Below are 23,512 nucleotides of genomic sequence, written 5' to 3'. Positions count from 1 at the left end.
TCCAACCTAAGTGAAGGGACGTGCTCATGACCGACCTCTTCCCGCTCGCGACCACCGTCGAGGAGGAGGCCCGCGGGGCGTCGGTCGCGGTGCTGCCGGTCGGCAGCTTCGAGCAGCACGGCGCGCACCTCCCCCTGGCGACCGACACGGTCATCGCGGCGACGCTCGCGAAGGCCGTCGCCGAGGCCCACCCCGTCCTCCACCTGCCGCCGGTCACGATCTCGTGCTCGCACGAGCACGCGGGGTGGGCCGGCACGGTCAGCATCTCGGCCCGCACGCTGCACGCCGTCGTCACCGACGTCGCCGCGTCGCTGAAGGCGTCCGGCGTCGAGCGGCTGGTGCTGGTCAACGGGCACGGCGGCAACTACGTACTGTCCAATGTGGTCCAGGAGGCCGGCGGCGCGATGGCGCTGTTCCCCGGCGTCGCGGACTGGCAGGCCGCGCACACCGCGGCCGGCCTGCGGACGTCGCTGGACGACGACATGCACGCCGGCGAGCTGGAGACGTCGATCCTGCTGCACGCGCACCCCCACCTGGTCCGCACCGGGTACGAGGACGCCGACCACGTCACCGACCGGGAGCACCTGCTGACGCTGGGCCTGCGGGCCTACACGGAGTCGGGGGTGGCCGGCCGTCCGTCGCTGGCGACCGCGGCGAAGGGGCACGTCGTGCTCGACACGCTGGTCCAGCGCTTCGCCGCTGTTCTGGAGGTGTTAGGCGCCTGAGAAGACCTGGTCCAGGTGCGGGAGCAGGTGGGCCATCCGCTCGGCCTTCGTCCGCAGGTACCGCAGGTTCTCCGGATTCGGCGGAACCAGCAGCGGCACCCGCTCGCTGATCCGGATTCCGTAGCGGGTGAGCTGGTCGACCTTCTCCGGGTTGTTGGACAGCAGCCGCACCGAGCGGATGCCGAGGTCGGTCAGGATGCCCGCCGCCGCGTGGTAGTCGCGGGCGTCGACGGGGAGGCCCTGCGCCACGTTCGCGTCGACCGTGTCGAGGCCCTCGTCCTGCTGCAGCCGCATCGCCTCGAGCTTCGCGAGCAGGCCGATGCCACGGCCCTCGTGACCCTGGACGTACACCAGCACGCCCGAGCCCTCCTCGACGATCCGGTCGAGCGCCGCCGCCAGCTGGTCGCCGCACTCGCAGTGCGTCGAGCCGAAGACGTCACCGGTGAGGCACTCGCTGTGCACCCGGGTCAGGGCGCCGAGCGAGGAGACCTCGCCGTACACCAGCGCGACCTGCTCCATGCCGGTCCGATCCAGGTAGCCGACCGCGCGGAAGGTCCCGTGGCGCGTCGGGAGCCGGGTTTCGACCACCCGCTCGACGACGGCCCGGCGCGGCGGATCCCCGATGATCTCGCTTGCGGTCATGACTTCAACCCCACTTCCGATTCGATCCCGGTGGCGGCCGCGATGCGCGGTGCGGCCACGGCACCGGTGTGCGGAGCGCGGGTCACGCGGAACCCGGCGACGCTCCGGACGAGCAGGACGCCGGCGCCGGGCAGGCTCGCGACCAGCGTGAGCACCCCGTAGACGACGGCGACGGTGACACCTTGGGCGGCCCCCAGACCGGCCGCGGCGAAGAGCAGGGCGCAGACGCCCTCGCGCGGGCCGAAGCCGCCGACGTTGAGCGGGAGGCCCATCGCGAGCAGCGCGAGGACCATCAGGGGCACGAGCTGCCACACCGGCGCGTCGACCCCGGCGACGCGGGCGGCGACGACGAACAGCGCCAGGTGCCCGGCCAGCGTCGCGACGGACAGGAAGCCCACGCCGGGCCAGGTCTCGCGGGTGAACAGGCCGAGCCGCAGGTCGGCGAGGGTGACGGCGAAGCCGCGGCGGACCTTCGACTCGCTGTGGATCCAGCGCCCGCCGAACACGCGGCCGGCGACCACCGCGGCGACGGCGGCCAGCACGACGACCACCCCGGTGACCGTCACGACCTCGCGGAACGCGCCCGGCACGACGTCCGGGGCGAAGAGCACGACACCCACCGCGGACGCGATCAGCACGAGCTGGCCGGCGGTGCGCTCCAGGACGACGGCGCGCACGCCGCGCGGCACGTCGCCCGAGTCGCGGCCGTGCTGCACCGCGCGGTGGACGTCGCCGAGGACGCCCGCGGGCAGCACGCCGTTGAGGAACAGCGCGCGGTAGTAGTCGGCGACCGCGGCGCGCAGCGAAAGCCGCAGGCCGAGCCGGGTGGCGACGATCTGCCAGCGGCCCGCGCTGAACACCGTCGTCGCGAAGCCGATGACCAGGGCGGCGAGCACGCCGGGCGTGCTGATCCGGCCGAGCCCGTCGAGGAACGCGTCGCTCCCGAGCTGCCAGACGAGGACGCCGAGGATGGCGAAGGCGCCGAGGATCCGCAGCCAGGCCAGCGCGCGCTTCACGCCGCCACCTCCAGGCTCGGCGGCAGGACCAGCAGGTCGCCGTGGTGGATGACCGCGCGCAGCTCGCCGGCCCGGGCCATTTCCAGCCGGCGCTGCAGGTAGACGTCGGCGACCGGCCGCAGCTCCGGCAGCTGCTCGACGGCGGCGCCGACCCAGCCTTCGAGCCACTGCCGTTGCAGTTCCGCCTGGTCGGGGCCGAGCCGCCACGCGCTTTCCGCGCGCAGCACCGTGGCGCCGAGCCTGCCGAACGCGGTCGCGGCGACGTCCACGGCGTTCGGGCCGAGCAGCCGCCGGCCGCCCGTGATCCGGCGCTGGTGGGCGTTGAACGCGGCGGCGATCGCCGGGTCGAGCGGGTCGCCGGGCGAGAGCTCCACCCGGCCGGTCACCGAGAGCATCAGCAGTGCCGCGCAGCCGGCCTCGACGACCGCCTTGGCCAGGGCCGTGACCTCGTCCCTGGTCAGCAGGTCGAGCAGGGCGGACGCGGTGACCAGCGACGTCCCGGCGAGGTCGGCGGCCCGCAGCGCGGTGACGTCGCGCTGCTCGGCGACGACGTCGACCGGGCTGCCGTCGAGCGCGGTGGCCGGCAACGCGGCGCGGGCATGGTCGAGCAGCGCGGTGTCGTGGTCGTGCAGGATCCAGTGCTGCGCGCCGGGCAGCCGCGCGGCCAGCCAGCGGCCGAGCGAGCCGGTGCCGCACCCGAGGTCGCGGACGGTGAAGTCCGCGGGCAGGAACTCACGCAGGGGTTCGACGAGCTGACCCGCGCGGGCCGCGGCATCGGCGGGTTCGCGCAGGTACAGCCAGTCCGAGGAGAACTCGCTCATGCCGCCGCCTCCTGCCGCTGCAGGACATCGGCGATCCGGCGGGCCGTGTCGTCCCAGCCGGTCAGCGTCTCGCGGCGCAGCTTCGCCGAGGCGCGCAGCCGCGTCCGCAGGTCGGGCTCGGTGAGCCAGCGGCGCAGGGCGGCGCCGAGGGCGTCGACGTCGTCGCCGGGCACGAGCATCCCGGGCACCGAGCCGTCCGGCGCGACGCCGACGGTGTCGGGCAGAGCGTCGACGTCGGTGGTCAGCACCGGCACCCCGCGAGCGAGGGCCTCGGTGACGACCATGCCGAAGGTCTCGGCGCGCGAAGGCAGTACCAGCAGGTCAGCCGTGTGGTAGGTCGAGGCCAGCGCCGCGCCCGTCCGGGGACCGGTGAGGGTGAAGCGGGGGCCGAGCCGGTGCTCGCGCAGCCGCTCGACGTACTTCGTCTCGCGGCGGATCCCGCCGACGCATTCGCAGGTCCAGCGCAGGTCGGCGACGGTTTCGAGGGCTTGGGCGAGCAGGCCCTGGCCCTTGCGCGGGGTCACGGTGGCCACGCAGACCAGCCGGGACATCCCGTCGGTGCCGACGGCGGGCGGCGCGGGGTCGACGCCCGGCGGCACGGCGTGTACGCGGTGCGGGGCGAGGCCGTGGTGCTCGACCAGCCGGCGCGCGGCCCACTCGCTGGTCGCGACGACCGAGCTGGCGGCCCGCAGCGTCTCGCGCTCGAGCGCGTCGAGCTCGGCGGCGAGCGCGGGCGGCAGGCCGGTCTCGTCGGCCAGCGGCAGGTGCACCAGCACCGACAGCGAGAGCCGGCGCGCCTGCGGGACGATCACCTCGGGCACGCCGCAGGCGACCAGGCCGTCCAGCAGGACCGCGGACCCCGTGGGCAGCGCGGCGAGCAGGTGGCCGAGGACCGCGCGGGCCTCGGTGTCCGGGCGCGGCCAGGTGCCGGAGACGGCGATCTCGTGGACGTCGAAGCCGGCCTCGACGAGCCGGTCGCACACGCGGCGGTCGTAGGTGTTACCGCCGGACGGGACCGACGCGTCGTCGACGTCCCCGGGCAGGACCACGTAGAGGCTGTTCACAGCGCACGCTCGTAACTCGCCCACGCGACGTGCGATTCCTTCAGGGAGACGGCGATGCCTTCGAGGCCGCGCGCCCCTTCGCCGAGGCGTCCGGCGTGGACGGCGTCGGCGAGGCGGTCGGCGATGACCTTCGCGAGGTATTCGGTGGAGGTGTTGATGCCCTTGAACACCGGCTCGTCGTCGAGGTTGCGGTAGTTCAGGTCGCTCAGCACCGCCCCGAGCTCTTCCGTGGCCTTGCCGATGTCGACGACGATGTTGTCCTCGTCGAGCTCGGCGCGGCGGAAGGTCGCATCCACCACGAAGGTCGCGCCGTGCAGGCGTTGCGCGGGACCGAAGACTTCCCCGCGGAAGCTGTGGGCGACCATCACGTGGTCACGGACGGTGATGCTGAACACCAAGACCTCCGATGCGTTCGGGTGGACGTGGTCACTGCGGCTGATACACAACACGGAGGCACAGGGCGGAAAGTTCATTCGCGGCCAACCGGGGTAGCACGGTCGGCAGATCTTCAAACATGCACTCGGCGCTGACCAGCGCTTCGAACGCCGGATCGGCCAGCAGCTCGAGGGCCAGGCCGAGCCGCTGGGCGTAGTCGCGGTCCGGCCGCGCGACCGTCCCGACCTGGCTGCTGCGGATGGTCAGCCGCCGCGAGTGGAAGTTCTCGCCGAGCGGCACGCTCACCCGGCGGTCGCCGTACCAGGACATTTCGACCACCTCGCCTTCCGGCGCGAGCAGCTCCAGCGCCTTCGCCAGCCCGGCTTCGGACGCACTCGCGTGCACGACCAGGTCACAGTCACCGCGTGCTTTCTCAGGCGTCGAGAACTCGACCCCGAGTGCCTCGGCGATCTCCGCGCGCGACGGGTCGACGTCGATCAGCTGCACGCGGGTGGCCGGGAAGCCCTGGAGCAGTTTCGCGACGCTGCAGCCGACCATCCCGGCGCCGATGACGGCGATCCGGTCGCCGAGCTTCGGCTTCGCGTCCCAGACGGCGTTCACCGCGGTCTCGACGGTGCCGGCGAGGATCGCGCGGCCGGGCGGGACGGCGTCCGGCACGAGTGTCACGGCGCTCGCGGGGACAACGTACGCGGTCTGGTGCGGGTAGAGGCAGAAGACGGTCCGGCCCGTCAGCTCGGCGGGGCCTTGTTCGACGACGCCGACGTTGAGGTAGCCGTACTTGACCGGGCCGGGGAACTCGCCCTCCTGGAACGGCGCGCGCATGACGTCGTGCTGGCTCTCCGGCACCCCGCCGCGGAAGACGAGCGTTTCGGTGCCGCGGGAGACGCCGGAGAAGAGCGTGCGGACGAGGACTTCGCCGTGTTCCGGCTCACGAAGCGGCACGGACCGCAGCGCGCCTTCGCCGGGGCGTTGAACCCAGAAAGCCTGTTCCACGTGTTCTCCCTTGCAGGCGACCGGAGGCTGGTGTCGCCGCCACCCTATGAGCAGCCGTGCCGATTCGCGGAGTAAAAGATGATCAAGAACGAGGTTCTCCTACGCTCGGCGGTACCCCTGTCGGTGCTCGCCGCCGGGGTCTTCGCGAGCGGTGTCCTCGCCGGGGCGACCGGGCTCGCGTACGGCGTGGCGCTGGTGCTGCTGACGGGCTGGGGCCTGCGGCGCAGCGGCCGGGGCGCGTTCGGCCCGGCGGACTGGATCACGTTCGCCAGGGCGGTCCTGGTGGGGTGCGCGGCCGAGCTGATCGCCGCCGGCGGGCACCCGCTGTGGTGGCTGGTCGGGCTCGTCGGGGTGGCACTGGCGATGGACGGTTTCGACGGCCAGGTCGCCCGCCGCACGGGCACGGCGTCGGAGTTCGGCGCGCGGTTCGACATGGAGGTCGACGCGTTCCTGATCCTGCTGCTGTGCATCCAGGTGTCCCGGACGCTGGGGCTGTGGGTACTGGCGATCGGCCTGATGCGCTACGCGTTCGTGGCGGCTTCGTGGGCGTTGCCGTGGCTGACCGCGCCGCTGTACCCGAGCATGGCGCGCAAGACCGTGGCCGCGGTGCAGGGGGTCGTGCTGCTGGTGGCCGTCTCCGGGATCTTCGCGTTCTGGGTGACGTTCGCCCTGGTCGTGGCGGCACTGGGAGCACTGGTGTGGTCGTTCGGGCGGGACACGGTGTGGCTGGCCCGCCACCGCGTGCAGGCGGAGCCGGCCCGGATCGTCGAGCTGACCCGGGCGACGCTGCGGCGGCCGCACGGTCCGGTCTGGCGCGGCCACAACCAGGCGGCTTAACCCGATTCGCGCGCGGCCCGGGCGCGGCGTTTGCCCTCGTGCATCGCCACCACCCGGGCGATCGGGATCGTGTGCCCCTCCGCGACCAGGTCTTCCGGCAGCACGAACGGCTCCGGCATCTCCGCGGTCCACGCGTCCACGCCGTCGCCGAGCAGCTGCGCGGCGGTGTGCACGGTGAAGTCCGCGGGCTTGACGCCGTCGAGGTCCGCCCAAGCGACCGGGAACGACACGGGCGCGCCCGGCCGGTGGCGCGGGCTGTAGACCGACACCACCGTCGCGCCGCCCGCGCGCGTCGAATCCAGGAACACCTTGCCCTCGCGGCGGTCCTTGACGAATTCCGTCGTCCCGAGCGCCGGATCGATGCGCTCGGCGCGGGCCGCGACCGCCCGCGTCGCCGCCGCGATGTCCTCCGTGGACTGCCCCGGCGCCAGCGGCACGAACACGTGCACGCCCTTGGAACCGCTCGTCTTCACCGCGCCGTCGAGGCCATCGCCGCGCAACGCCTCGCGCACCAGTTTCGCGGCGCCGATCGCCAGTGAGAAGGGCCCGTCCTCGGGCGGGTCGAGGTCGAGGATGAGGTGCGTCGGGCCGTTGCCGGGCGCACCGCGGTAGAGCGAAGTGTGGAACTCGATCGCCCGCTGGTTGCCGAACCAGATCAGCGTGCGGAGGTCGTTGCACAGGGCGTAGTGGACGTCCCGTTTGGACGTCTCGGCCCAGACGCTGACCCGCTCGACCCAGTCCGGTGTGTACTTCGGCAGGTTCTTCTGCATGAACGGGCCCTGCCCGCGCAGCACCCGCAGCACGGTCAGCAGCCGGTCGCGCAGCTCGGGCAGCATCCGGCCGGAGACGGCTTCGAGGTAGTCGAGCCACTCCCGCTTGGTCACCCCCGCACCGGGGAAGACCTCCTGGTCGAGACTGCTCAGCTTGACGCCGTGGCGCACCTCGTCGCTGCTCATCAGCCCACCCTCGCGTCCCCGCGGGAAGCGGTCAACTCTCAGAAGGGCAACTGGCCGCGGAGCCGGTCGAGCCAGCGGTCGACGGTGGCCTCCGCGCGGCCGGGGTCGTTGACCTGCCGGGCGGCGTCGGCGCGCTGCCGGACGTGCTCGCCGACCGTCGACGCGTATTCGGGCAGCACGAAGACGTCCTGCCAGTACCCCGCGCGCATCTCGACCGCCGCCACCTTCTCGTAGCCGGCCGTCGCCTTGGCGAAGTCGAAGCCGTAGCGCTTGCCCGCCGGCTCCGGGCCGTTCGCGGTCACGACGATCACCGTCGGCCGCGCCTGCATGACCACCTGGGTCGGATCGGCGCCCCGGGCGATCGCCGCGTCGTTGAGGCCGATGTAGTCGATCGAGGTCCAGCCGCTGTAGTACGGGATCGCACCGGCGTCGGTGACGGCGAGGCTGCGGGCCGGCGCCGGGACGTCGGCCTCGGCGAGCCCCTTCCCGATCGCGATGTGCGCGCGCTGCAGGTCGGGCCCGTAGTTGGCGATCACGCCGAGGTCGGGTGCGGTCGCCCCGGCGACGGCGGACCAGCCGACGGCCACCAGCCCGAGCGCCACCCCCACGACGCGGGGCTTCAGCGTCCCGACGGCGATCCCGGCGCCGAGGCACAGGACGGGGATCGCGTGGTCGGCGAAGCGGTCGAGGTAGTCCATGGTCGGGCCCGACACCGCGTACGTCACGTAGGTGACCGCGACGGTGGCCACCAGGAGCCCGCCCATCGCGCGGGTCGCCTTCCGGAACACGAGCGAAAGGGTCAGCAGCAGGAGGGGCAGGAGCAGCAGCGTCGTGTGCTTCGTCCAGATCCAGCCGGAATCGAGGTTCCCGAACTTGACGTAGAAGGTGTTCGGGAGCAGCTGGCCGTAGAACCGCCACCGCCAGACGAAGTACGCGGCGCCGACGACCGCGGCCGCGCCCGTCCACACCCAGCGCTTGGTGCCGCGTTCGCGCGCGAACCACACGGCGAAGACCGGCAGCGCGGCCAGCACACCTTCCGGCCGCAGCATGCCGAGCAGGAGCAGCAGCACCGGCGGCTCCCAGGTGCGCACCGGCTCCTTCGCGAGCACGCGCAGCCCGAGCACGACCACGCGCAGCAGCACCGCGGCGAACGCGGCCGTCTCGAGGCCGGCGGTGATGTGGAAGTAGGTCGGCAGGAAGACGACGTACGCGCCGGCCCCGACCAGGACGCCGGTGAGCCCGCCTCGGCGGTGGCCTTCGCGGACCAGCAGGTACAGCGTGCCGAGGCCGAGCAGCAGCGACGTCACCTTGGCGAACAGCGGCAGTGCCAGCCCGAGCCACGCGCCCAGCGCCGACCAGACGACCCAGGCGAAGTTGGTGAAGCCTTCGACGCGCGGCCCGTCGACGTTCCAGACCGGACCGTGGCCGGCCGCCAGGTTCGCCGAGTACCGGAAGCTGATGAACGCGTCGTCGATGGTCAAGAACCAGGCGGCCCAGGCACCGGCGAGGAAGACGGCCAGGAGGACCAGCGACACCACGATCAGCGGCACGCGGCGGGTGGTCCTGGTCTCTTCGGGCTCGGTGCCGGTCTCGATCACCGTCATGGCTTCCCCTCGGGTGGCTGTGCCGACCCGCCACTTTAACGATGTTGTTCAGACCAGCGGACGCCCGGCCCGCAGCCGGCGGCGCAGGTCCCAGAGGCAGAGGTTGTACGGGAACCGCCGCAGCGGGCCGGGCAGCGCGCGCGTCACCCGGCCGACCGCCGCGAGGAACGTCTCGAACCGGCGCTGGTCGGCCGGCGTCCAGGGCAGGCGCATCTCGTCGCGGAAGTGCTGCGGGAGGAACCCGGTGGTGACGAAGCGGCTGAACCGGCGGCCGAGCGCGGCCGCCGGCGACGGCAGGAACCGCAGGTCGACGAGGTCGGTGAGGTAGCGGCGGACGGTGTCGTCGATGCCGGTCGCGGCGACCCCGGCGGTCCAGTACTCCTCGAAGGCGGCGCGGTCCGGCGGCCACATCTCCGGGCGGACCTGCAGCGTGATGCCGAGCCGCGCGGCGTCCCGGTAGAACGCGACCGGTTCCCCGCCGACGAAGGCGAGGTAGACGTCTTCGAAGCCCTTGTACAGGCAGGCGGCGACCCACAGCTGGAGATCGGTGTCGAAGGCGTTGTACGCGACCGGGCTTTCGGCGCGCGACCGCACCTGAGCGTGGGCGGCGTTGACGCCGCGGCGGTACGCGGCGCGTTCGGCGTCGGTGCCCATCGAGGCGACCGCGAGGTAGGTCAGCGTGGTCCGGGTCCGCTTGAGCGGGTGGCGGAAGAGGTTCCCGCTGTCGACCTCGCTTTCCAGCACGCCGTAGCCGACGGGCGCGCGCGACAGCTGCATGATCACGTTGGCGGTGCCGGCCAGCAGCCCCGCCCCGACGACAGCGTCCCGGAGCTCGGTCACGCTCTTCAGGGAACGACACTGTTGACGACGTGTCAAGAGCGGTAGCTGCCGCGGGCGAACGCGATCAGGGCCCTGGCCGCCGGGCTCAGCGGGCCGTCGGTCCGCCAGGCCAGCGCCAGCACGCCGCGCAGCCCCGGCCCGGTGATCGCGACGACCCGCAGCCGTCCCTCGTGGTAGCGGGCCAGCGACTCCGGCACCACGGCCACCCCGAGGTCACGCATCGCCAGCTGCACGAGGACGTTCGGATCGGCCGCCTCGAACGCGATCCGCGGGGTCAGGCCCTCTCGCACGAAAGCCGCGTCCAACGCGGTGCGCAGGCCCGTGCCCTTCGGCAAGGCCATCAAGGGCAGCCCGGCCAGGTCCGCGATCGTCACCTCTTCGCGCCCGGCCAGCAGGCCCGAGGTCACCGCCATGAACGGCTCGTCGATCAGGACCTGCGTCGCGATGCCCGGCGGCGGGTCCGTCGCCAGGCCGACCACGGCGAGGTCGAGCCGGCCTTCGCGCAGGGCTGCCAGCATCGTGTCCGAGTTCGCCTCGGACAGGGTGATCTCCACCGCCGGGTAGCGCTCGTGGAAGCGGGCAAGCAGGTCCGGCAGCCGCACCGGCCCCGCCGACGTCACCGCGCCGATCGCGACCTGGCCGCGGACCAGGCCGGCCAGCTCGTCGACGGCTTCGCGCACGCCCTTCACCGCCGCCAGCGCCGCCCGGGCGTGCGGCAGCGCGGCGGCGCCGACGTCGGTGAGCCGGACCGTGCGGCCCGAGCGGTCGAGCAGGTCCTGCCCCAGCTCGCGCTCGAGGCGCTTGACCTGCGCGCTCACCCCGGGCTGGGCCACGTGCAGCCGTTCCGCCGCGCGGGTGAAGTTGCCTTCCTCCGCGACGGCGACGAAGTACGCGAGCTGATGCAGTTCCATAAGCACTGATTCTAGGTGCCAGACAAGCTAGATCTTGGACTTCTGGCTTGGGCAGCTCGAAGCTGGAGACATGCAGACATTCCGACCCGGCGAAGACGGTTACGCCGAGGAGATCGCCGGTTTCCAGACGTCCGTCGCCACGAACCCCGCGGTGGTCTTCGCCGCCGAGAACGCGGCCGACGTCGCCGCCGCCGTGAAGTACGCCGCCGAGCACGAGCTGCCGGTCGCCGTCCAAGCCACTGGACACGGCCGGACTTCCGGCTCCGACGGCGTGCTCATCGGCACGCGCCGGATGACCGGCGTCGAGATCGACGCCGTCGCCAAGACCGCGCGGGTCGAAGCCGGGGTCCGCTGGGGCGCGGTGATCGAGGCCGCCGCGAAGCACGGGCTGGCCCCGCTCAGCGGCTCGTCGCCCGACGTCGGCGTTGTCGGTTACACGCTCAGCGGCGGCTTCGGGCTGATGGCCCGGCGCTACGGCCGCGCGGCCGACCACGTCCGCGCGATCGACGTCGTCACCCCCGACGGCGAAGCCCGCACGGTGACACCGGGAGACGATCTCTTCTGGGCCCTGCTCGGCGGGCGCGCCGGGTTCGGCGTCGTGACGGCGCTGGAGTTCGGCCTCGTCGAGGTGACCGAGCTGTACGGCGGCGGGCTGTACTTCGACGCGGCCGACCTGCCCGAGGTGCTGCGCGCGTGGCGGACGTGGGCGGTGGCCGCGCCCGACGAGCTGACGACGTCGATCGCGCTGGTCGCGCTGCCCGGCCTGCCGTTCCTGCCCGAGCCGATCCGCGGGAAGCACGTGGCGAACATCCGGGTCGCCTACCTCGGCGAGGACGGCGACACGCTGGTGGCGCCGCTGCGGGCCGCCGCACCGGTGCTGCTGGACACGCTGAAGCGGTTGCCGTACACGGATTCCGGGTCGATCGCGAGCGACCCGCCGCACCCGCACCCCTACCACGGGACGAACGCGACGGTGGAGGTCCTGAACGACGCGATGCTGGCGTCGACCGTCGACCACGCGAACCCGGAGACGGTGCTGATCATCGACCGGCTGGGCGGTGAGCTGGCCCGGCGCGCCGTCGCCGGCGTCGGCTGGGACTCGGCGGCGGAGTTCGTGGTGCGGGCACTGTCGGTCGTCGAGGACGACGTCGACACGGTCCGCCGCGCGCACGCGAAGCTGTTCGACGCGCTGGCACCGTGGTCGACGGGCCGGCTGCTGCCGTTCCTCTACGGCGAACACCCGGCCGCCGACCTGCCGACGGCCTTCCCGGCCGGGGACCGCGCCCGGCTGAAGCAGCTCAAGGCGAAGTACGACCCGGCCGGGCGGTTCGGCTGAGGATCAGCGCTCGAGGACGACGATCGGGATGACCCGCGTGGTCTTCTTCTCGTAGTCGGCGAAGCCCTCGGCGTGCGCGACCATGCCCGCGTACAGGCGGTCGCGCTCGGCGCGGTCCTCGATCACGGTGGCGGTGGCCTCGAACTTCTCGGTGCCGACCTCGACGGTGACCTTCGGGTTGGCGACGAGGTTGTGGAACCAGGCCGGGTTCTTCGGCGCGCCACCCATGGAGGCGGCGATGACGTAGCGGTCGCCGTCGCGGGTGTAGACCAGCGGCGACAGGCGCGCCTGGCCGCTCTTCGCGCCGATCGTCGTGAGCAGGAGCACGTTCTTGCCCTCGAACATGCCACCGACCACACCGGCGTTGGCCCGGAACTCTTCGACGACCTGGTTGTTGAACGCGTTCATGTCGGCTGGCGCGGTCATGGATTCCCCTGTTCTGGCCGGTACGCTCGACCGGGCGTGGAGTACGCTCGGGTCGACCGAAGCGTTTGCTTTGCAAACAAAGCTACCGACGGGAGGCGAGCGGTGTCAACGGAAGCCGGACCGAGTGTCGAGGACGGTGTGCGCCGGCTCCTGCTCCTGATGCCACGCCTGGTGGGCCGCGCGAAGCGGACACCCGTCCCGGAGGAGCTGAACGGCTGCGCCCTCGCGCCGCGGCACCTGTCGCTGCTGTCGTACCTGTTGTTTGACGGACCGATGACGGTCACCGAGCTGGCGGGCAGGCTGGAGGTCGCGCCGACGACGGCGAGCCTGATGGTCGGCGACCTCAGCCGCCAGGGCGTGCTGAACCGCGACGAGGACCCGGCCGACCGCCGCCGCACGATCGTGAGCATCACGCCGGACAAGCGCCCGGCGGTCGACGAGTGGCTGGCACGCGGCGCGAGGGCGTGGAGCGATGCGCTGGCGCCGTTGACGCCGGCCGAGCGCCAGCTGGTGATCTCGACGCTGGAGGCCTACGAACGCAGCACGTGCGAAGGCCGGCCCCCCGACCCGACGTAGTCAGTCCTCGGCGCGCTTTTCGCGGGCCAGCTTCCGCTGCGCCTCCGCGCGTTCGCGGCACTTGCGGAGGAACTCCTCGTCGTCGTCCGGGTTCCCGGCCGCGAACCGGCCCGGGCGGTCGTACTCCGGGTACGCCGGCGCGTTCCGCTCGTACGGCCCGCGCGCCCGAGCCGCCTGCTGCGGACGGCCCGCCACCAGCCAGACGATCGACCCCACCAGCGGTACCACCAGCACGACCAGCAGCCACAAGCCCTTCGGCAGGTTGCGGCAGGACAACTCGTCCGTCGTGATCACGTCGACCAGGCAGAAGATCCACAGCCCGAGCGTGACGAAGCCCAGCAGGCCATCCAAGTACAGCAATTCCCGCGCCTTCCCCCAAGAAGATGAAGGCGTAATTAGTAGCAGAACCCCGCGGCGGGTCAGCCGCGGGTCGCCCGCAGCACACCGGTCGCGAGCGCGATCGCGTGCGCCGGTCCCGGGCATTCGCGCGGGCCCGCGCCGAACGGCGTCCCGGCCAGCGGCACCAAGACGTCCTCGCCGTGCGCCCGGCGGCGGGTGTGCGGCACCGGCGGGTCGCCGCGAAGCACCTCCGCCACCGCCTCCTCGGGCGGCTTTCCCGCCCGCACCAACGGAACCGCGCGGCTGATCAGCGCGGCGGTGGCTTCGCAGGCCTGGATCAGCAGGCAGATCCGCGCGGCGACGAGTTCGGTCGTCCCGCCGCACGCCGCGACCAGCCGGCCCAGCGCGGCTTCGGCCGCCGCGGACGGCGTCACGTGCGGGTGGTAGACGGCCGCGACCGCCACGACGTCCGACGCCACCACCGGCAGGCCGAGCTCCCCCGCCAGCACCCCGACGACGATCAGGCGGAAGTCGTCACCGGCCGCTTCGGACGCCTTGCGCCGCAACACTTCCGGATCCACCCCGGCCAGCGCCGAAACCGCGAGGCCGCGCCGCCGCGCGTGGTCGGGACCATTGCTGAACCGGGAAACCGACGCCCGCAGCCAGGCGACGCTCCCCGGCGGAACGTCGACGGGCACGGGCGGAACCGGAGCGGAAAGCGAAGTCATGCGGCGAAGGTAGCCGCGGAAAACGTCGGCGACGGCCGAAGTTCAGAGCGGCGACGCCGGGAACCAGGTCGCCTGTGGGCCGCCGCACCGCGTCACCCGCGGCACGGCGTGCTCGAACCACCAGGCCTCGGTGACGCGGCCGTCCGGCAGCCGGTACGTCGGCGGGCCGGCGACGCGGGCGAGGCCGGCGGCCTGCAAAGAGCGCACGCTCGCGATGTTGCCGACCTCGGCCCCGGCGCGCACGCGCGGCAGGCCGAGGTGGTCGTGCGCCAGCGTCAGGCCGGCGGCGAAGAGGACCCGGCCGTTGCCGCGGCCGCGGTAGTCCGGGGCGAGGTAGCCGCCGGTCTCCGGGCCGCCGTCCTCGCCGGTGTGCACGCTCACCAGGCCGACGCACCGGTTGGCCTCGACGTCGATCATCACCAGGTCGACCGACTGCGGATCGGGCGACACCCAGTCCGGGCCGGTCCCGGGCACCACGCGCAGCGCGTCGGCCCGCGCGCCCCGCGCGACGATGGAGTCGGCCTGCCAGCCGAGCCACCGCTGGGCGGCGGGATCACTGCCGCACGCGACCGCGGCGGCGTACTCCCACGCGGTCGGCGTCCGGAAGAGGAACCGCCCCTCGCGCAGCACGTGGCCCTGCCGGTCGCAGGTCCGCTTGGTCATCAGGCGGCCGCGGCGGGTGAGCCGGTCGAAGATCCCCTTGGTGGCTGGCAGCATCGCGGCGAAATCGTAGCGGAGCGATCGGCGCGAAGGTTGTTATTGTGGCCCGATGACGGCCGTACCCGAGGCAACCGAACTGGACGGCTCCGGCCGTGCGGCCCAGCCTCGCCAGCTCATCGTGACGGTGTACGGCCTCTATTCGCGCACCGAGGGCGGCTGGTTGTCGGTCGCCTCGCTGATCGACCTGCTGGCCGCCGTCGGCGTCGACGAGCCCGCCGTGCGCTCGTCGATCTCCCGGCTGAAGCGGCGCGGGATCCTCGAAGCCGTGCGCCGCGGCGCGACCGCGGGCTACGAGCTGTCCGACGACGCCAGGGAGATCCTGCGCGAGGGCGACGAGCGGATCTTCCGCCGCGGGCGCGCGACCCCGGCCGACGGCTGGCTGCTCGCGGTGTTCTCGGTGCCCGAGACCGAGCGGCACAAGCGCCACCTGCTGCGCACCCAGCTCGCCCGGATGGGCTTCGGCACGGCGGCCTCCGGCGTCTGGATCGCCCCGGCCCACCTGCACGCGGCGACCGAGGAAGCGCTGACCCGGCTCGGCCTGGCCGGGTACGCCGACCTGTTCCGAGCCGACCACCTCGCCTTCGGCGACGTGCGCGCAAAGGTCCGCGACTGGTGGGACCTCGACCGGCTCGACGAGCTGTACACGACGTTCCTCGACGAGCACGGGCCCGCGCTGCGCCGCGGGTCGGTGACCGACGAGCAGGCGTTCGCCGACTACGTCCGGGTCCTGACCGGCTGGCGGCGGATGCCGTACCTCGACCCCGGCCTGCCCGCGGAGTTCCTGCCCCGCGACTGGTCCGGCATCCGCGCGGCCGACCTGTTCTTCGAGCTGCACGCGAAGCTGGAGGGCCCGGCCCGCGCGTTCGTCGCGAAGTCGATCAACCTCGGTTGACGACCGCGAAGCCCTGGACCTCGACCAAAGCCTCTTCGTCCCACAGCCGGGACACGCCGATGCCGGCCATCGCCGGGTACTCCGTGCCCGCGAGCCGCTTCCACACCGCGCCGATCTCGCGCGCGTGGGCTCGGTAGTCCGGCATGTCGACGATGTAGATCGTCACGCTGCACAGGTCCTCCGGCGACCCGCCCGCCGCTCGCAGCGACGTCAGCAGGTTGCCGAGCGCGCGCTCGAACTGCTCGACCACGCCGTCGCCGACGATCTTGTTCGACGCGTCCAGTGCCGTCTGGCCGGCGAGGAAGACGACCCGGCCCTCGGCCACCACCGCGTGCGAGAACCCGGACGGCTTGCCCAGCTCCGGCGGGTTGATGCGTTCCATGCGGCACACCGTACGCCATCTTTCGCGTTATTGACGGTCGTACCGGTGACGACATATCCTCGACGACGTGCGTATCGCGGTCATCGGTGGCGGCCCGGCGGGTCTGTACTTCGCCGCGCTCGCGAAACAGCTGGGTCCCGGCCACGAAATCACCGTCTGGGAACGCAACGCGCCGGACGACACGTTCGGCTTCGGCGTCGTGTTCTCCGACGAGACGCTCGGCGGCATCGAGCACGCGGACGCGGCCGTGCACGAGGCCATGAAGGCCGAGTTCGCGCGCTGGGACGACATCGACGTCCACTACCGCGGCACCGTGACCACCTCGGGCGGCCACGGCTTCGCCGCGATGAGCCGCAAGCGCTTGCTCGGCATCCTGCAGAGCCGCTGCGCCGAACTCGGCGTCGGCCTGCACTTCCGGGAAGAGGCGCCGGCCGACCTTTCGGGCTACGACCTGGTCATCGCCGCCGACGGCGTCAACTCCGCGATCCGGGCCCGGTACGCCGAGACGTTCCGGCCGTCCGTGGAGACCCGCCGCTGCCGCTACATCTGGCTCGGCACGGACCTCGTGTTCGACGCCTTCAAGTTCTACGTCCTCGAGACGCCGGCCGGGATCATGCAGATCCACGGCTACCCCTACGGCCGCGACGGCAGCACGTTCATCCTCGAGGTGCAGGAGGACGTCTGGCAGCGGAGTTTCGGGCCGATCGCGGCGACCTCGCTCCCACCGGGCGAGAGCGACGAGAAGTCGATCGCACTGATCCGGGAGCTGTGCGCCGACGTCCTGGGCGACCACAAGATCATGGCGAACAACTCGAAGTGGGTCTCGTTCGGCACCGTGCGCTGCGAGACGTGGGTGCACGACAACATCGTTCTGCTCGGCGACGCGGCGCACACCGCGCACTTCTCGATCGGCTCCGGCACGAAGCTGGCGATGGAGGACGCGCTCGCGCTGGCCGCGTGCCTGCACGAAAACGACGGCGTCGCTTCGGCGTTGAAAGCCTACGAGCTGGAACGGCGGCCGGTCGTGCAGTCTACGCAGCGGGCCGCGCAGGCGAGCCTGGAGTGGTTCGAGAACATCGCGCAGTACACCCACCAGGAGCCACCGCAGTTCGCGTTCAACATCCTCACGCGCAGCCGCCGCGTCACCTACGACAACCTCCGCCTGCGCGATCGTGAGTTCGCGGCCGAGCTGGACCGCTGGTTCGCGCGGTCGCTCGGGACGACGTCGCGGCCACCGATGTTCCAGCCGTTCTCCCTGGGTGGCCTCGAGCTGCCGAACCGGATCATCGTGTCCCCGATGGACATGTACTCCGCGGTGGACGGTGTCCCGGGCGACTTCCACCTGGTACACCTGGGAAGCAAGGCCCTGGGCGGCGCCGGGCTGGTGATGACCGAGATGGTGTGCGTCTCCCCCGAAGGCCGGATCACGCCCGGTTGCGGCGGGTTGTACACCGCCGAGCAGGAAGCGGCCTGGAAGCGGGTCGTCGACTTCGTGCACGCGCAGTCCCCTGCTCGCATCGGCGTCCAATTGGGACACTCGGGGCGCAAGGGTTCGACGAAGCTGATGTGGGACGGCATCGACGAGCCGCTCCCCTCGGGCAACTGGGAAGTCTGCGCCCCTTCGGCGTTGCCCTACTCCTCGCGGAACCAGGTGCCGCGCGAACTGTCCACAGCGGAGCTCGCGGAAATCCGGGATCAGTTCGTCTCGTGCGCGCAGGCCGCCGCCCGCGCCGGGTTCGACGTCCTCGAACTGCACTGCGCCCACGGCTACCTGCTGTCGTCCTTCCTCTCGCCGCTGACCAACCAGCGGACCGATTCCTACGGCGGCTCGCTGGAGAACCGGCTGCGCTTCCCGCTGGAAGTGTTCGACGCCGTCCGCGCGGCGTGGCCCGCCGAGCGGCCGATGACGGTCCGGATCTCGGCGACCGACTGGTGCGAGGGCGGCATCGACGCCGACGACGCGGTCGAGATCGCGCGGGCGTTCGCTTCGCACGGGGCCGCGGGCATCGACGTGTCGACCGGGCAGGTCGTCAGCGAAGAACGCCCTCAGTACGGCCGCAGCTACCAGACGCCGTACGCGGACCGGATCCGCAACGAGATCGGCGAAGAGTACGGGATCGCGGTGATCGCGGTCGGCGCGATCTCCTCCTACGACGACGTGAATTCGCTGATCCTGGCCGGTCGCGCGGACCTCTACGCACTGGGCCGCACACACCTCTACGATCCACAGTGGACATTGCACGCGGCTGCCGAGCAGGAGTACCCGATGCCGTGGCCGAAGCCGTTCGCCGCCGGCAGCCGCAAGCCCCAGACCGGCCGCAGCGACGGGCCCGAGCCGCGCCTCGACCTCGTCCGCTCCGGGCCGGCGGGGACCGCCCATGCCCGCTGGCGACCGGGAGCCTCGTCATGACCTTCACCCTCGATCCCGACCAGCAGGCATTCGCCGCGCAGGTGCGGCGGCTGGGCGCGGAGCAGCTGCGCCCGCTCGCCGAGTCCGGTGTGGAGGGTGCGGTGAACCGGCCGCTCCTCAAGGAGATGGGCGCGCTCGGCCTGCTCGCGCGGCTCTTCCCCGGCGTCGCTTCGGGGTCGCCGTCTCGCCAGGCGGCCGCGACCGATCTCTGCATCCTGCGGGAGAACCTCGCGACGGTGAATACCGAGGCCGAGACGGCGCTCGCGTTGCAGGGGCTGGGAAGCTACCCGATCCTGCAGTCCGGGCAGGACAGTCAGGTCGCGAAGTGGCTGCCCGCGGTGGCGGCCGGCAACGCGGTGGCGGCGTTCGCGCTGACCGAGCCGGACGCGGGTTCGGACGCGGCGGCGTTGTCCCTGTCCGCGGAAGCCGACGGCGACGGCTGGCGCCTGACCGGCTCGAAGATGTGGATCTCCAACGCCCCCGAGGCCGACTTCTACACGGTCTTCGCGCGCACCACCCCGGGCGCCGGTTCGCGCGGGGTCAGCGCGTTCGTCGTCCCCGCCGACCGCCCGGGCCTGGGCGGCGAACACCTGGACCTGGTGAGCCCGCACCCGATCGGCACGGTCACGTTCGACGCCGTCGAGGTCCGGCGCGAGGAGCTGCTCGGCGAAGAGAACCGCGGGTTCGCGGTGGCGATGCGGACGCTGGACCTGTTCCGGCCGAGCGTCGGCGCGTTCGCCGTCGGGATGGCGCAGGCGGCGCTGGAGGCCACGGTTTCCCATACGAGCCAGCGCGAAGCGTTCGGTCGCCCGCTGATCAAGCAGCAGGCGGTGGCGCACACGCTCGCGGAGATGGCCACGCGCACGGAAGCCGCGCGGCTGCTGGTGTACGCGGCTGCGGGAGCGTACGACGCGGGTGAGCAGAACCTGGGCGGCCGCGCGGCGATGGCGAAGCTGTTCGCGACGGAGGCGGCCCAGTTCGTGGTCGACTCGGCGGTGCAGCTGCACGGTGCCCGCGCCTTGCGACGCGGGCACCTGCTGGAGCACTTGTATCGAGAAGTCCGGGCGCCGCGCATCTACGAAGGGGCGTCGGAGATCCAGCGGACGATCATCGCGCGCTGGCTGGCTTCTTCGCGGGCCGCCGCTCCAGGATCAGCTGGCTGACGATCACCGCGAACGCCAGCCCGCCCCACGCGGAGATCGCCCCGACGCTTTGGCTGTAGGCGAGCTCACTCCCACCGAACGTGGTCGGGATCTGCGGTTCCAGGACGATCATCGCGATCGGCGAGATCACGCGGTTGACGATGATCGAGAAGGTCAGCGTCACGCTGCGGATCATCCACTTGCGGTGGTCGCCGAAGCGCCGCTCGCGCACGGCCCGCCAGCCGGCGACGGTGCACCCGATCCACAGGACGGCGGCGAGCACGTCGCTGACGCGGGTGACCGGCCCGAACGGGCTCTGCGACCCGATGGTGAGGGCCATCAACCCGGACGGCAGCACCCCGGCGAAGACGTAGGCGCGGCCGACGTTGCGGTGGATCACCGGGTGGGTCCGCCGCAGCCAGGGCCAGATCTGCAGGACCGCGCCGCCCATGGCGATCGACCCGAAGACGACGTGCCCGACGAGGAACCAGTAGTGCGCCGGGAAGCCCTCGGGCTGCGGAACGCGCGACTGGGCGGGGTCGAGGGCCAGGTAGGGGGGCAGCGAGAAGGACAGGAAGGCGACCACGAGCAGGGCCAGCGGGCCGATCCACGGACGCCGCCACCAGGACTTTCGCGTCGCCGTCTGAGATACGGGCCGGGCCGCCGTTCGGACTGCCATGATTCCCCTCCGTCGTCGGGATCCGTCCCAGCCGACGTTAGGGGTTGCCGAGCGGCGCGAACCATGGTGCGCACCACCGACGCGGGGGTGGGGCGTACCCCACCCCCGATCAGGTGACCTCGCTCAGCTGCCGCGGACCCGCCGCACGGTGTCGCGGTAGAAGTAGCCGCTCTGCTTGATCGTGCGCTCCTGCGTCTCGTAGTCCACCCGGATCAGCCCGAACCGCTTCGCGTACCCGTACGCCCACTCGAAGTTGTCCAAAAGGGACCAAGCGAAGTACCCGCGCACGTCCGCTCCCGCCTCACGCGCCGCCGCCACCGCGGCGATGTGCGACGCCAAGTAAGCCGTCCGCTGCTCGTCGCGGACGAAACCCGACGAGTCCGGGTCGTCGTCGAACGCCGAGCCGTTCTCCGTGATGTACATCGGCAGACCCGGGTAGTCGCGGCCCAGGCGCGTCAGCAGCTCCGTGAACTTGCCCGGCAGGATCTCCCAGCCCATCGCCGTCGTCGGCTCGCCGAACGGGACCACCCGCGAAGCCGGTGCCCCTTCCTCGTCCACGGACGAGCCGTTCTCGTCCACGCCCGAGAACTGCTGGCCGAAGTAGTAGTTCACGCCCAGGAAGTCCAGCGGGGTCGAGATCACCGAGAGGTCGCCGTCCTGGACCGGGAGCTTCACCCCGCGGTCGGCGAGGTCCTCGACCACGTCGGCCGGGTACTCGCCCTTCACCAGCGGGTCCAGGTAGATCCGGACGCCGAGACCGTCCGCCTGACGCGCCGCGCGGACGTCCTCCGGGGAGTCCGTCGCCGGGTCCGCCGTGCACATGTTCAGCGTGATGCCGAACTCCGTGTCCGCCGGCGCCGCCTCGCGCATCCGCTGCACCGCGAGCCCGTGGCCCAGCAGCAGGTGGTGCACCGCGTGCAGCCCCGCCGCGTAGTCCCGCCGCCCCGGCGCCATCACGCCGTGCACGTACCCGTGCATCGCCGAGCACCACGGCTCGTTCAGCGTCGTCCAGTGGCGGACCCGGTCCTTCAGCCGGTCGAACACGAGCATCGCGTAGTCCGCGAACCGGTAGGCCGTGTCCCGCGCCGGCCAGCCGCCCGCGTCCTCCAGCTCCTGCGGCAGGTCCCAGTGGTACAGCGTCAGCCACGGCGTGATCCCGCGGCTCAGCGTTTCGTCGACCAGCCGGTCGTAGAACCCGATACCGGCCTCGTTGACGCCGCCGCGGCCGCGCGGCTGGACCCGGGGCCACGCCACGGAAAACCGGTAGGTGTCGGCGCCGAGCTCGCGCACCAGCTCGATGTCCGACGGCATCCGGTGGTAGTGGTCGCAGGCGATGTCACCGTTGTCATTGTTGTCGATCGCCCACGGGACCCGGCAGAACGTGTCCCAGATGGACGGAGTGCGCCCGTCTTCCGCGACCGCGCCTTCGATCTGGTACGCGGCGGTGGCGACGCCCCAGCGGAAGTCCGGCGGCAGGGAGTCGATCAGCGCCTGCTGTTCGGCGGTCGCGGCGGTGGTCTCGGTCAAGGCGGGTCTCCTCCAGGTGGACCGGATAGGACAGACGGCGTTCAGGGGGTCGCGACCGGGTGCAACCAGCACGCCACTTCGCGCGCCGGCTCCCCGTTGGGCAGGCCCAGCTCGGGCACCCGCGAGTCGCAGGGTTCGAAAGCCTTCGGGCACCGCGGGTGGAACGCGCAGCCCGCCGGCATCCCCCGCGTGTCCGGCGGCGACCCCGGGATCCCGGCCAGCTCCCGCCGGGGCCCCCGCAGCGCGGGGAACGAGTTCAGCAGGCCGTGGCTGTACGGGTGCAGCGCGTCCTTGTAGAGATCGGCCGCCGGCGCCTGCTCGACGATCCGGCCGCCGTACATGATCGCGATCCGGTCCGAGAACTCGACCAGCAGCGAAAGGTCGTGCGTGATGAACAGGACCGAAAAGCCCAGCCGCTCGCGCAGTTCCACGAGCTGGCCCAGGATCTGGCGCTGCATGACGACGTCGAGCGCGGTCGTCGGCTCGTCCATGATGACGATCCGCGGTTCGAGCGCCAGCGCCATCGCGATCATCACGCGCTGGCGCATGCCACCGGACAGCTGGTGCGGGTAGGCCTCCAGCCGGTCGGCCGAGATCCCGACCAGCTTGAGCAGATCACGCGCCCGCGCCACGCGCGAAGCCTTCGTCGACCGCGGCTCGTGCGCCTTGATGACGTCGACCAGCTGCGTGACGACCTTGTGCACCGGGTTCAGCGAGTTCATCGCACCCTGGAACACGATGGACGTCTCGGCCCAGCGGAAGCCGCGCAGCTGCTTGTCCGTCAGCTTCAGGACGTCGTAGGGCTCGCCGTCGGCGGGGTGGTAGATCACCTGGCCGCCGCGGATCACGCCCGGCGGCGCGAGCAGCCGCGTCAGCCCGTAGGCCAAAGTGGACTTCCCGCTGCCGCTTTCCCCGGCCAGGCCGAGGACTTCGCCGCGGTGCAGCGTCAGGTGCACGTCCCGGACCGCGCGCACGGCCTCGTCGCCGACGCCGTAGTCGACGTCCAGGCCCTTGATCTCCAGGACCGGGTCCATCATGGCTGTTCCTCCCGCCCGAGCACGGGCGTGAAGCCCACGCGCATGCGATGCGTCCGCCCGTCGGCGCCCTTGACGCGGGCCTTGCCGCTGCCGCGCAGCCGCGGGCTGACGAACTCGTCGATGCCGAAGTTGAGCAGGGACAGCGCGGTGCCGAGGATCGCGATCGCCAGCCCGGCCGGCACGAACCACCACCACGCGCCCTGCGCGAGGGCCTGCTGGCTCTGCGCCCAGAACAGGATCGTGCCCCAGTTCCAGTTGGACAGTCCCGAGACGCCGACGAACGCGAGCGTGATCTCCGACATCACCGCGAAGATCACCGTGCCGACGAAGCTGGACGCGATCACCGCGGTCAGGTTCGGCAGGATCTCGAAGAAGATGATCCGCCACGTCGACTCACCGGTCGCCCGCGCCGCTTCGACGTATTCGCGGCCGCGCAACGAAAGCGTCTGCGCTCGAAGGACTCGCGCGCCCCACGCCCACGACGTGAAGCCGATGATGACGGCCACCAGGTAG

26 protein-coding genes are annotated in these 23,512 nt (G+C 72.1%); 7 read left to right on the top strand and 19 right to left on the bottom strand.

The features are described from left to right. Positions 1-26 precede the first annotated feature (26 nt). The gene (locus ACWEVP_RS47660; RefSeq protein ID WP_452069235.1) at positions 27-725 is read left to right on the top strand and encodes a creatininase family protein; all 699 of its coding nucleotides are present in this window, start codon (positions 27-29) and stop codon (positions 723-725) included. Here ACWEVP_RS47660 and ribA read toward each other — a convergent pair. The 6 genes from ribA to ACWEVP_RS47630 are packed head-to-tail and all read right to left on the bottom strand — an operon-like array spanning position 714 to position 5,657. Further along, positions 714-1,367: a GTP cyclohydrolase II gene (gene ribA, locus ACWEVP_RS47655; protein ID WP_452069234.1), complete on the bottom strand. Its 654-nt coding sequence runs from the start codon at positions 1,365-1,367 to the stop codon at positions 714-716. The two genes, ACWEVP_RS47660 and ribA, sit on opposite strands and share 12 nt — an antisense overlap. After that, positions 1,364-2,383: a lysylphosphatidylglycerol synthase transmembrane domain-containing protein gene (locus ACWEVP_RS47650; protein WP_452069233.1), complete on the bottom strand. Its 1,020-nt coding sequence runs from the start codon at positions 2,381-2,383 to the stop codon at positions 1,364-1,366. Before ACWEVP_RS47650 ends, ribA begins: the two co-directional genes overlap by 4 nt. Next, positions 2,380-3,204, bottom strand: a complete 825-nt coding sequence (locus tag ACWEVP_RS47645) for a methyltransferase domain-containing protein (RefSeq protein ID WP_452069232.1) — start codon at positions 3,202-3,204, stop codon at positions 2,380-2,382. Before ACWEVP_RS47645 ends, ACWEVP_RS47650 begins: the two co-directional genes overlap by 4 nt. Then, positions 3,201-4,268 carry a glycosyltransferase family 4 protein gene (locus ACWEVP_RS47640; RefSeq protein WP_452069231.1) on the bottom strand — a complete coding sequence of 356 codons (1,068 nt, stop codon included), beginning with the start codon at positions 4,266-4,268 and terminating at the stop codon, positions 3,201-3,203. Before ACWEVP_RS47640 ends, ACWEVP_RS47645 begins: the two co-directional genes overlap by 4 nt. Continuing rightward, positions 4,265-4,663, bottom strand: coding sequence for a 6-pyruvoyl trahydropterin synthase family protein (locus ACWEVP_RS47635; protein WP_257920749.1), 399 nt, complete (start codon positions 4,661-4,663; stop codon positions 4,265-4,267). Before ACWEVP_RS47635 ends, ACWEVP_RS47640 begins: the two co-directional genes overlap by 4 nt. Positions 4,664-4,694: 31 nt before the next feature. Further along, positions 4,695-5,657, bottom strand: coding sequence for a zinc-dependent alcohol dehydrogenase (locus ACWEVP_RS47630; protein WP_452069230.1), 963 nt, complete (start codon positions 5,655-5,657; stop codon positions 4,695-4,697). Between the two features lie 78 nt (positions 5,658-5,735). Here ACWEVP_RS47630 and ACWEVP_RS47625 point away from each other — a divergent pair, with 78 nt between their 5' ends. Continuing rightward, on the top strand, positions 5,736-6,494 hold the full coding sequence (locus ACWEVP_RS47625; protein WP_452069229.1) for a CDP-alcohol phosphatidyltransferase family protein: 759 nt from the start codon (positions 5,736-5,738) through the stop codon (positions 6,492-6,494). On the opposite strand, the gene ACWEVP_RS47620 is transcribed toward ACWEVP_RS47625, so the two are convergent. The 4 genes from ACWEVP_RS47620 to ACWEVP_RS47605 are packed head-to-tail and all read right to left on the bottom strand — an operon-like array spanning position 6,491 to position 10,805. Beyond that, positions 6,491-7,450: a DNA polymerase domain-containing protein gene (locus ACWEVP_RS47620; RefSeq protein ID WP_452069228.1), complete on the bottom strand. Its 960-nt coding sequence runs from the start codon at positions 7,448-7,450 to the stop codon at positions 6,491-6,493. The genes ACWEVP_RS47625 and ACWEVP_RS47620 overlap by 4 nt on opposite strands. Positions 7,451-7,488: 38 nt before the next feature. Continuing rightward, positions 7,489-9,054: a hypothetical protein gene (locus ACWEVP_RS47615; protein WP_452069227.1), complete on the bottom strand. Its 1,566-nt coding sequence runs from the start codon at positions 9,052-9,054 to the stop codon at positions 7,489-7,491. Positions 9,055-9,102: 48 nt separating this feature from the next. Next, positions 9,103-9,894, bottom strand: a complete 792-nt coding sequence (locus ACWEVP_RS47610; protein WP_452069226.1) for an oxygenase MpaB family protein — start codon at positions 9,892-9,894, stop codon at positions 9,103-9,105. Between the two features lie 32 nt (positions 9,895-9,926). Continuing rightward, positions 9,927-10,805 (bottom strand): LysR family transcriptional regulator, encoded by an 879-nt coding sequence (locus ACWEVP_RS47605; RefSeq protein WP_452069225.1) that lies wholly within the window; start codon positions 10,803-10,805, stop codon positions 9,927-9,929. A 70-nt stretch (positions 10,806-10,875) separates the two neighbouring features. Between ACWEVP_RS47605 and ACWEVP_RS47600 the strand changes: the two genes are divergently transcribed. Next, positions 10,876-12,141 carry an FAD-binding oxidoreductase gene (locus tag ACWEVP_RS47600; protein ID WP_452069224.1) on the top strand — a complete coding sequence of 422 codons (1,266 nt, stop codon included), beginning with the start codon at positions 10,876-10,878 and terminating at the stop codon, positions 12,139-12,141. A 3-nt stretch (positions 12,142-12,144) separates the two neighbouring features. Here the strand turns inward: ACWEVP_RS47600 and ACWEVP_RS47595 are convergent, their stop codons facing one another. Then, positions 12,145-12,567: a nitroreductase family deazaflavin-dependent oxidoreductase gene (locus ACWEVP_RS47595; protein ID WP_452069223.1), complete on the bottom strand. Its 423-nt coding sequence runs from the start codon at positions 12,565-12,567 to the stop codon at positions 12,145-12,147. A gap of 102 nt (positions 12,568-12,669) precedes the next feature. On the opposite strand from ACWEVP_RS47595, the gene ACWEVP_RS47590 reads away from it, so the two are divergent. Next, complete coding sequence (locus tag ACWEVP_RS47590) at positions 12,670-13,143, top strand: MarR family winged helix-turn-helix transcriptional regulator (RefSeq protein WP_452069222.1); 474 nt, start codon at positions 12,670-12,672, stop codon at positions 13,141-13,143. Here ACWEVP_RS47590 and ACWEVP_RS47585 read toward each other — a convergent pair whose 3' ends face one another. The 3 genes from ACWEVP_RS47585 to ACWEVP_RS47575 are packed head-to-tail and all read right to left on the bottom strand — an operon-like array spanning position 13,144 to position 14,927. After that, a complete protein-coding gene (locus tag ACWEVP_RS47585) occupies positions 13,144-13,503 on the bottom strand; it encodes a PLDc N-terminal domain-containing protein (protein ID WP_452069221.1) in 360 nt (119 codons plus the stop codon). It lies immediately after the preceding gene. A gap of 59 nt (positions 13,504-13,562) precedes the next feature. Next, on the bottom strand, positions 13,563-14,210 hold the full coding sequence (locus tag ACWEVP_RS47580; protein ID WP_452069220.1) for a hypothetical protein: 648 nt from the start codon (positions 14,208-14,210) through the stop codon (positions 13,563-13,565). 42 nt (positions 14,211-14,252) lie between these two features. Beyond that, positions 14,253-14,927: a GNAT family N-acetyltransferase gene (locus ACWEVP_RS47575; protein WP_452069219.1), complete on the bottom strand. Its 675-nt coding sequence runs from the start codon at positions 14,925-14,927 to the stop codon at positions 14,253-14,255. A 52-nt stretch (positions 14,928-14,979) separates the two neighbouring features. On the opposite strand from ACWEVP_RS47575, the gene ACWEVP_RS47570 reads away from it, so the two are divergent. Next, positions 14,980-15,822, top strand: a complete 843-nt coding sequence (locus ACWEVP_RS47570) for a PaaX family transcriptional regulator (protein WP_452069218.1) — start codon at positions 14,980-14,982, stop codon at positions 15,820-15,822. On the opposite strand, the gene ACWEVP_RS47565 is transcribed toward ACWEVP_RS47570, so the two are convergent. Then, positions 15,809-16,204, bottom strand: coding sequence for a RidA family protein (locus ACWEVP_RS47565; protein ID WP_452069217.1), 396 nt, complete (start codon positions 16,202-16,204; stop codon positions 15,809-15,811). The genes ACWEVP_RS47570 and ACWEVP_RS47565 overlap by 14 nt on opposite strands. Before the next feature lie 67 nt (positions 16,205-16,271). Here ACWEVP_RS47565 and ACWEVP_RS47560 point away from each other — a divergent pair, with 67 nt between their 5' ends. Continuing rightward, positions 16,272-18,614 (top strand): bifunctional salicylyl-CoA 5-hydroxylase/oxidoreductase, encoded by a 2,343-nt coding sequence (locus ACWEVP_RS47560; RefSeq protein ID WP_452069216.1) that lies wholly within the window; start codon positions 16,272-16,274, stop codon positions 18,612-18,614. Further along, on the top strand, positions 18,611-19,777 hold the full coding sequence (locus tag ACWEVP_RS47555) for an acyl-CoA dehydrogenase family protein (RefSeq protein ID WP_452069215.1): 1,167 nt from the start codon (positions 18,611-18,613) through the stop codon (positions 19,775-19,777). The genes ACWEVP_RS47560 and ACWEVP_RS47555 overlap by 4 nt, the downstream gene beginning before the upstream one ends. Here ACWEVP_RS47555 and ACWEVP_RS47550 read toward each other — a convergent pair. The 4 genes from ACWEVP_RS47550 to ACWEVP_RS47535 all read right to left on the bottom strand — a co-directional run. Next, positions 19,722-20,435 (bottom strand): DUF2306 domain-containing protein, encoded by a 714-nt coding sequence (locus ACWEVP_RS47550; RefSeq protein WP_452069214.1) that lies wholly within the window; start codon positions 20,433-20,435, stop codon positions 19,722-19,724. The two genes, ACWEVP_RS47555 and ACWEVP_RS47550, sit on opposite strands and share 56 nt — an antisense overlap. Before the next feature lie 123 nt (positions 20,436-20,558). Continuing rightward, on the bottom strand, positions 20,559-21,962 hold the full coding sequence (locus ACWEVP_RS47545) for a GH1 family beta-glucosidase (protein ID WP_452069213.1): 1,404 nt from the start codon (positions 21,960-21,962) through the stop codon (positions 20,559-20,561). A 41-nt stretch (positions 21,963-22,003) separates the two neighbouring features. Further along, the gene (locus ACWEVP_RS47540) at positions 22,004-22,999 is read right to left on the bottom strand and encodes an ABC transporter ATP-binding protein (RefSeq protein WP_452069212.1); all 996 of its coding nucleotides are present in this window, start codon (positions 22,997-22,999) and stop codon (positions 22,004-22,006) included. Further along, positions 22,996-23,512: ABC transporter permease (locus ACWEVP_RS47535; protein ID WP_452069211.1), on the bottom strand; the 517-nt coding region annotated here is incomplete at its 5' end. The genes ACWEVP_RS47535 and ACWEVP_RS47540, both read right to left, overlap by 4 nt.

The organism is Amycolatopsis sp. NPDC003865 (assembly GCF_053605345.1).
Note: the sequence above shows the minus strand (reverse complement) of the source record. Positions and strands in the feature narration are given on the sequence as shown.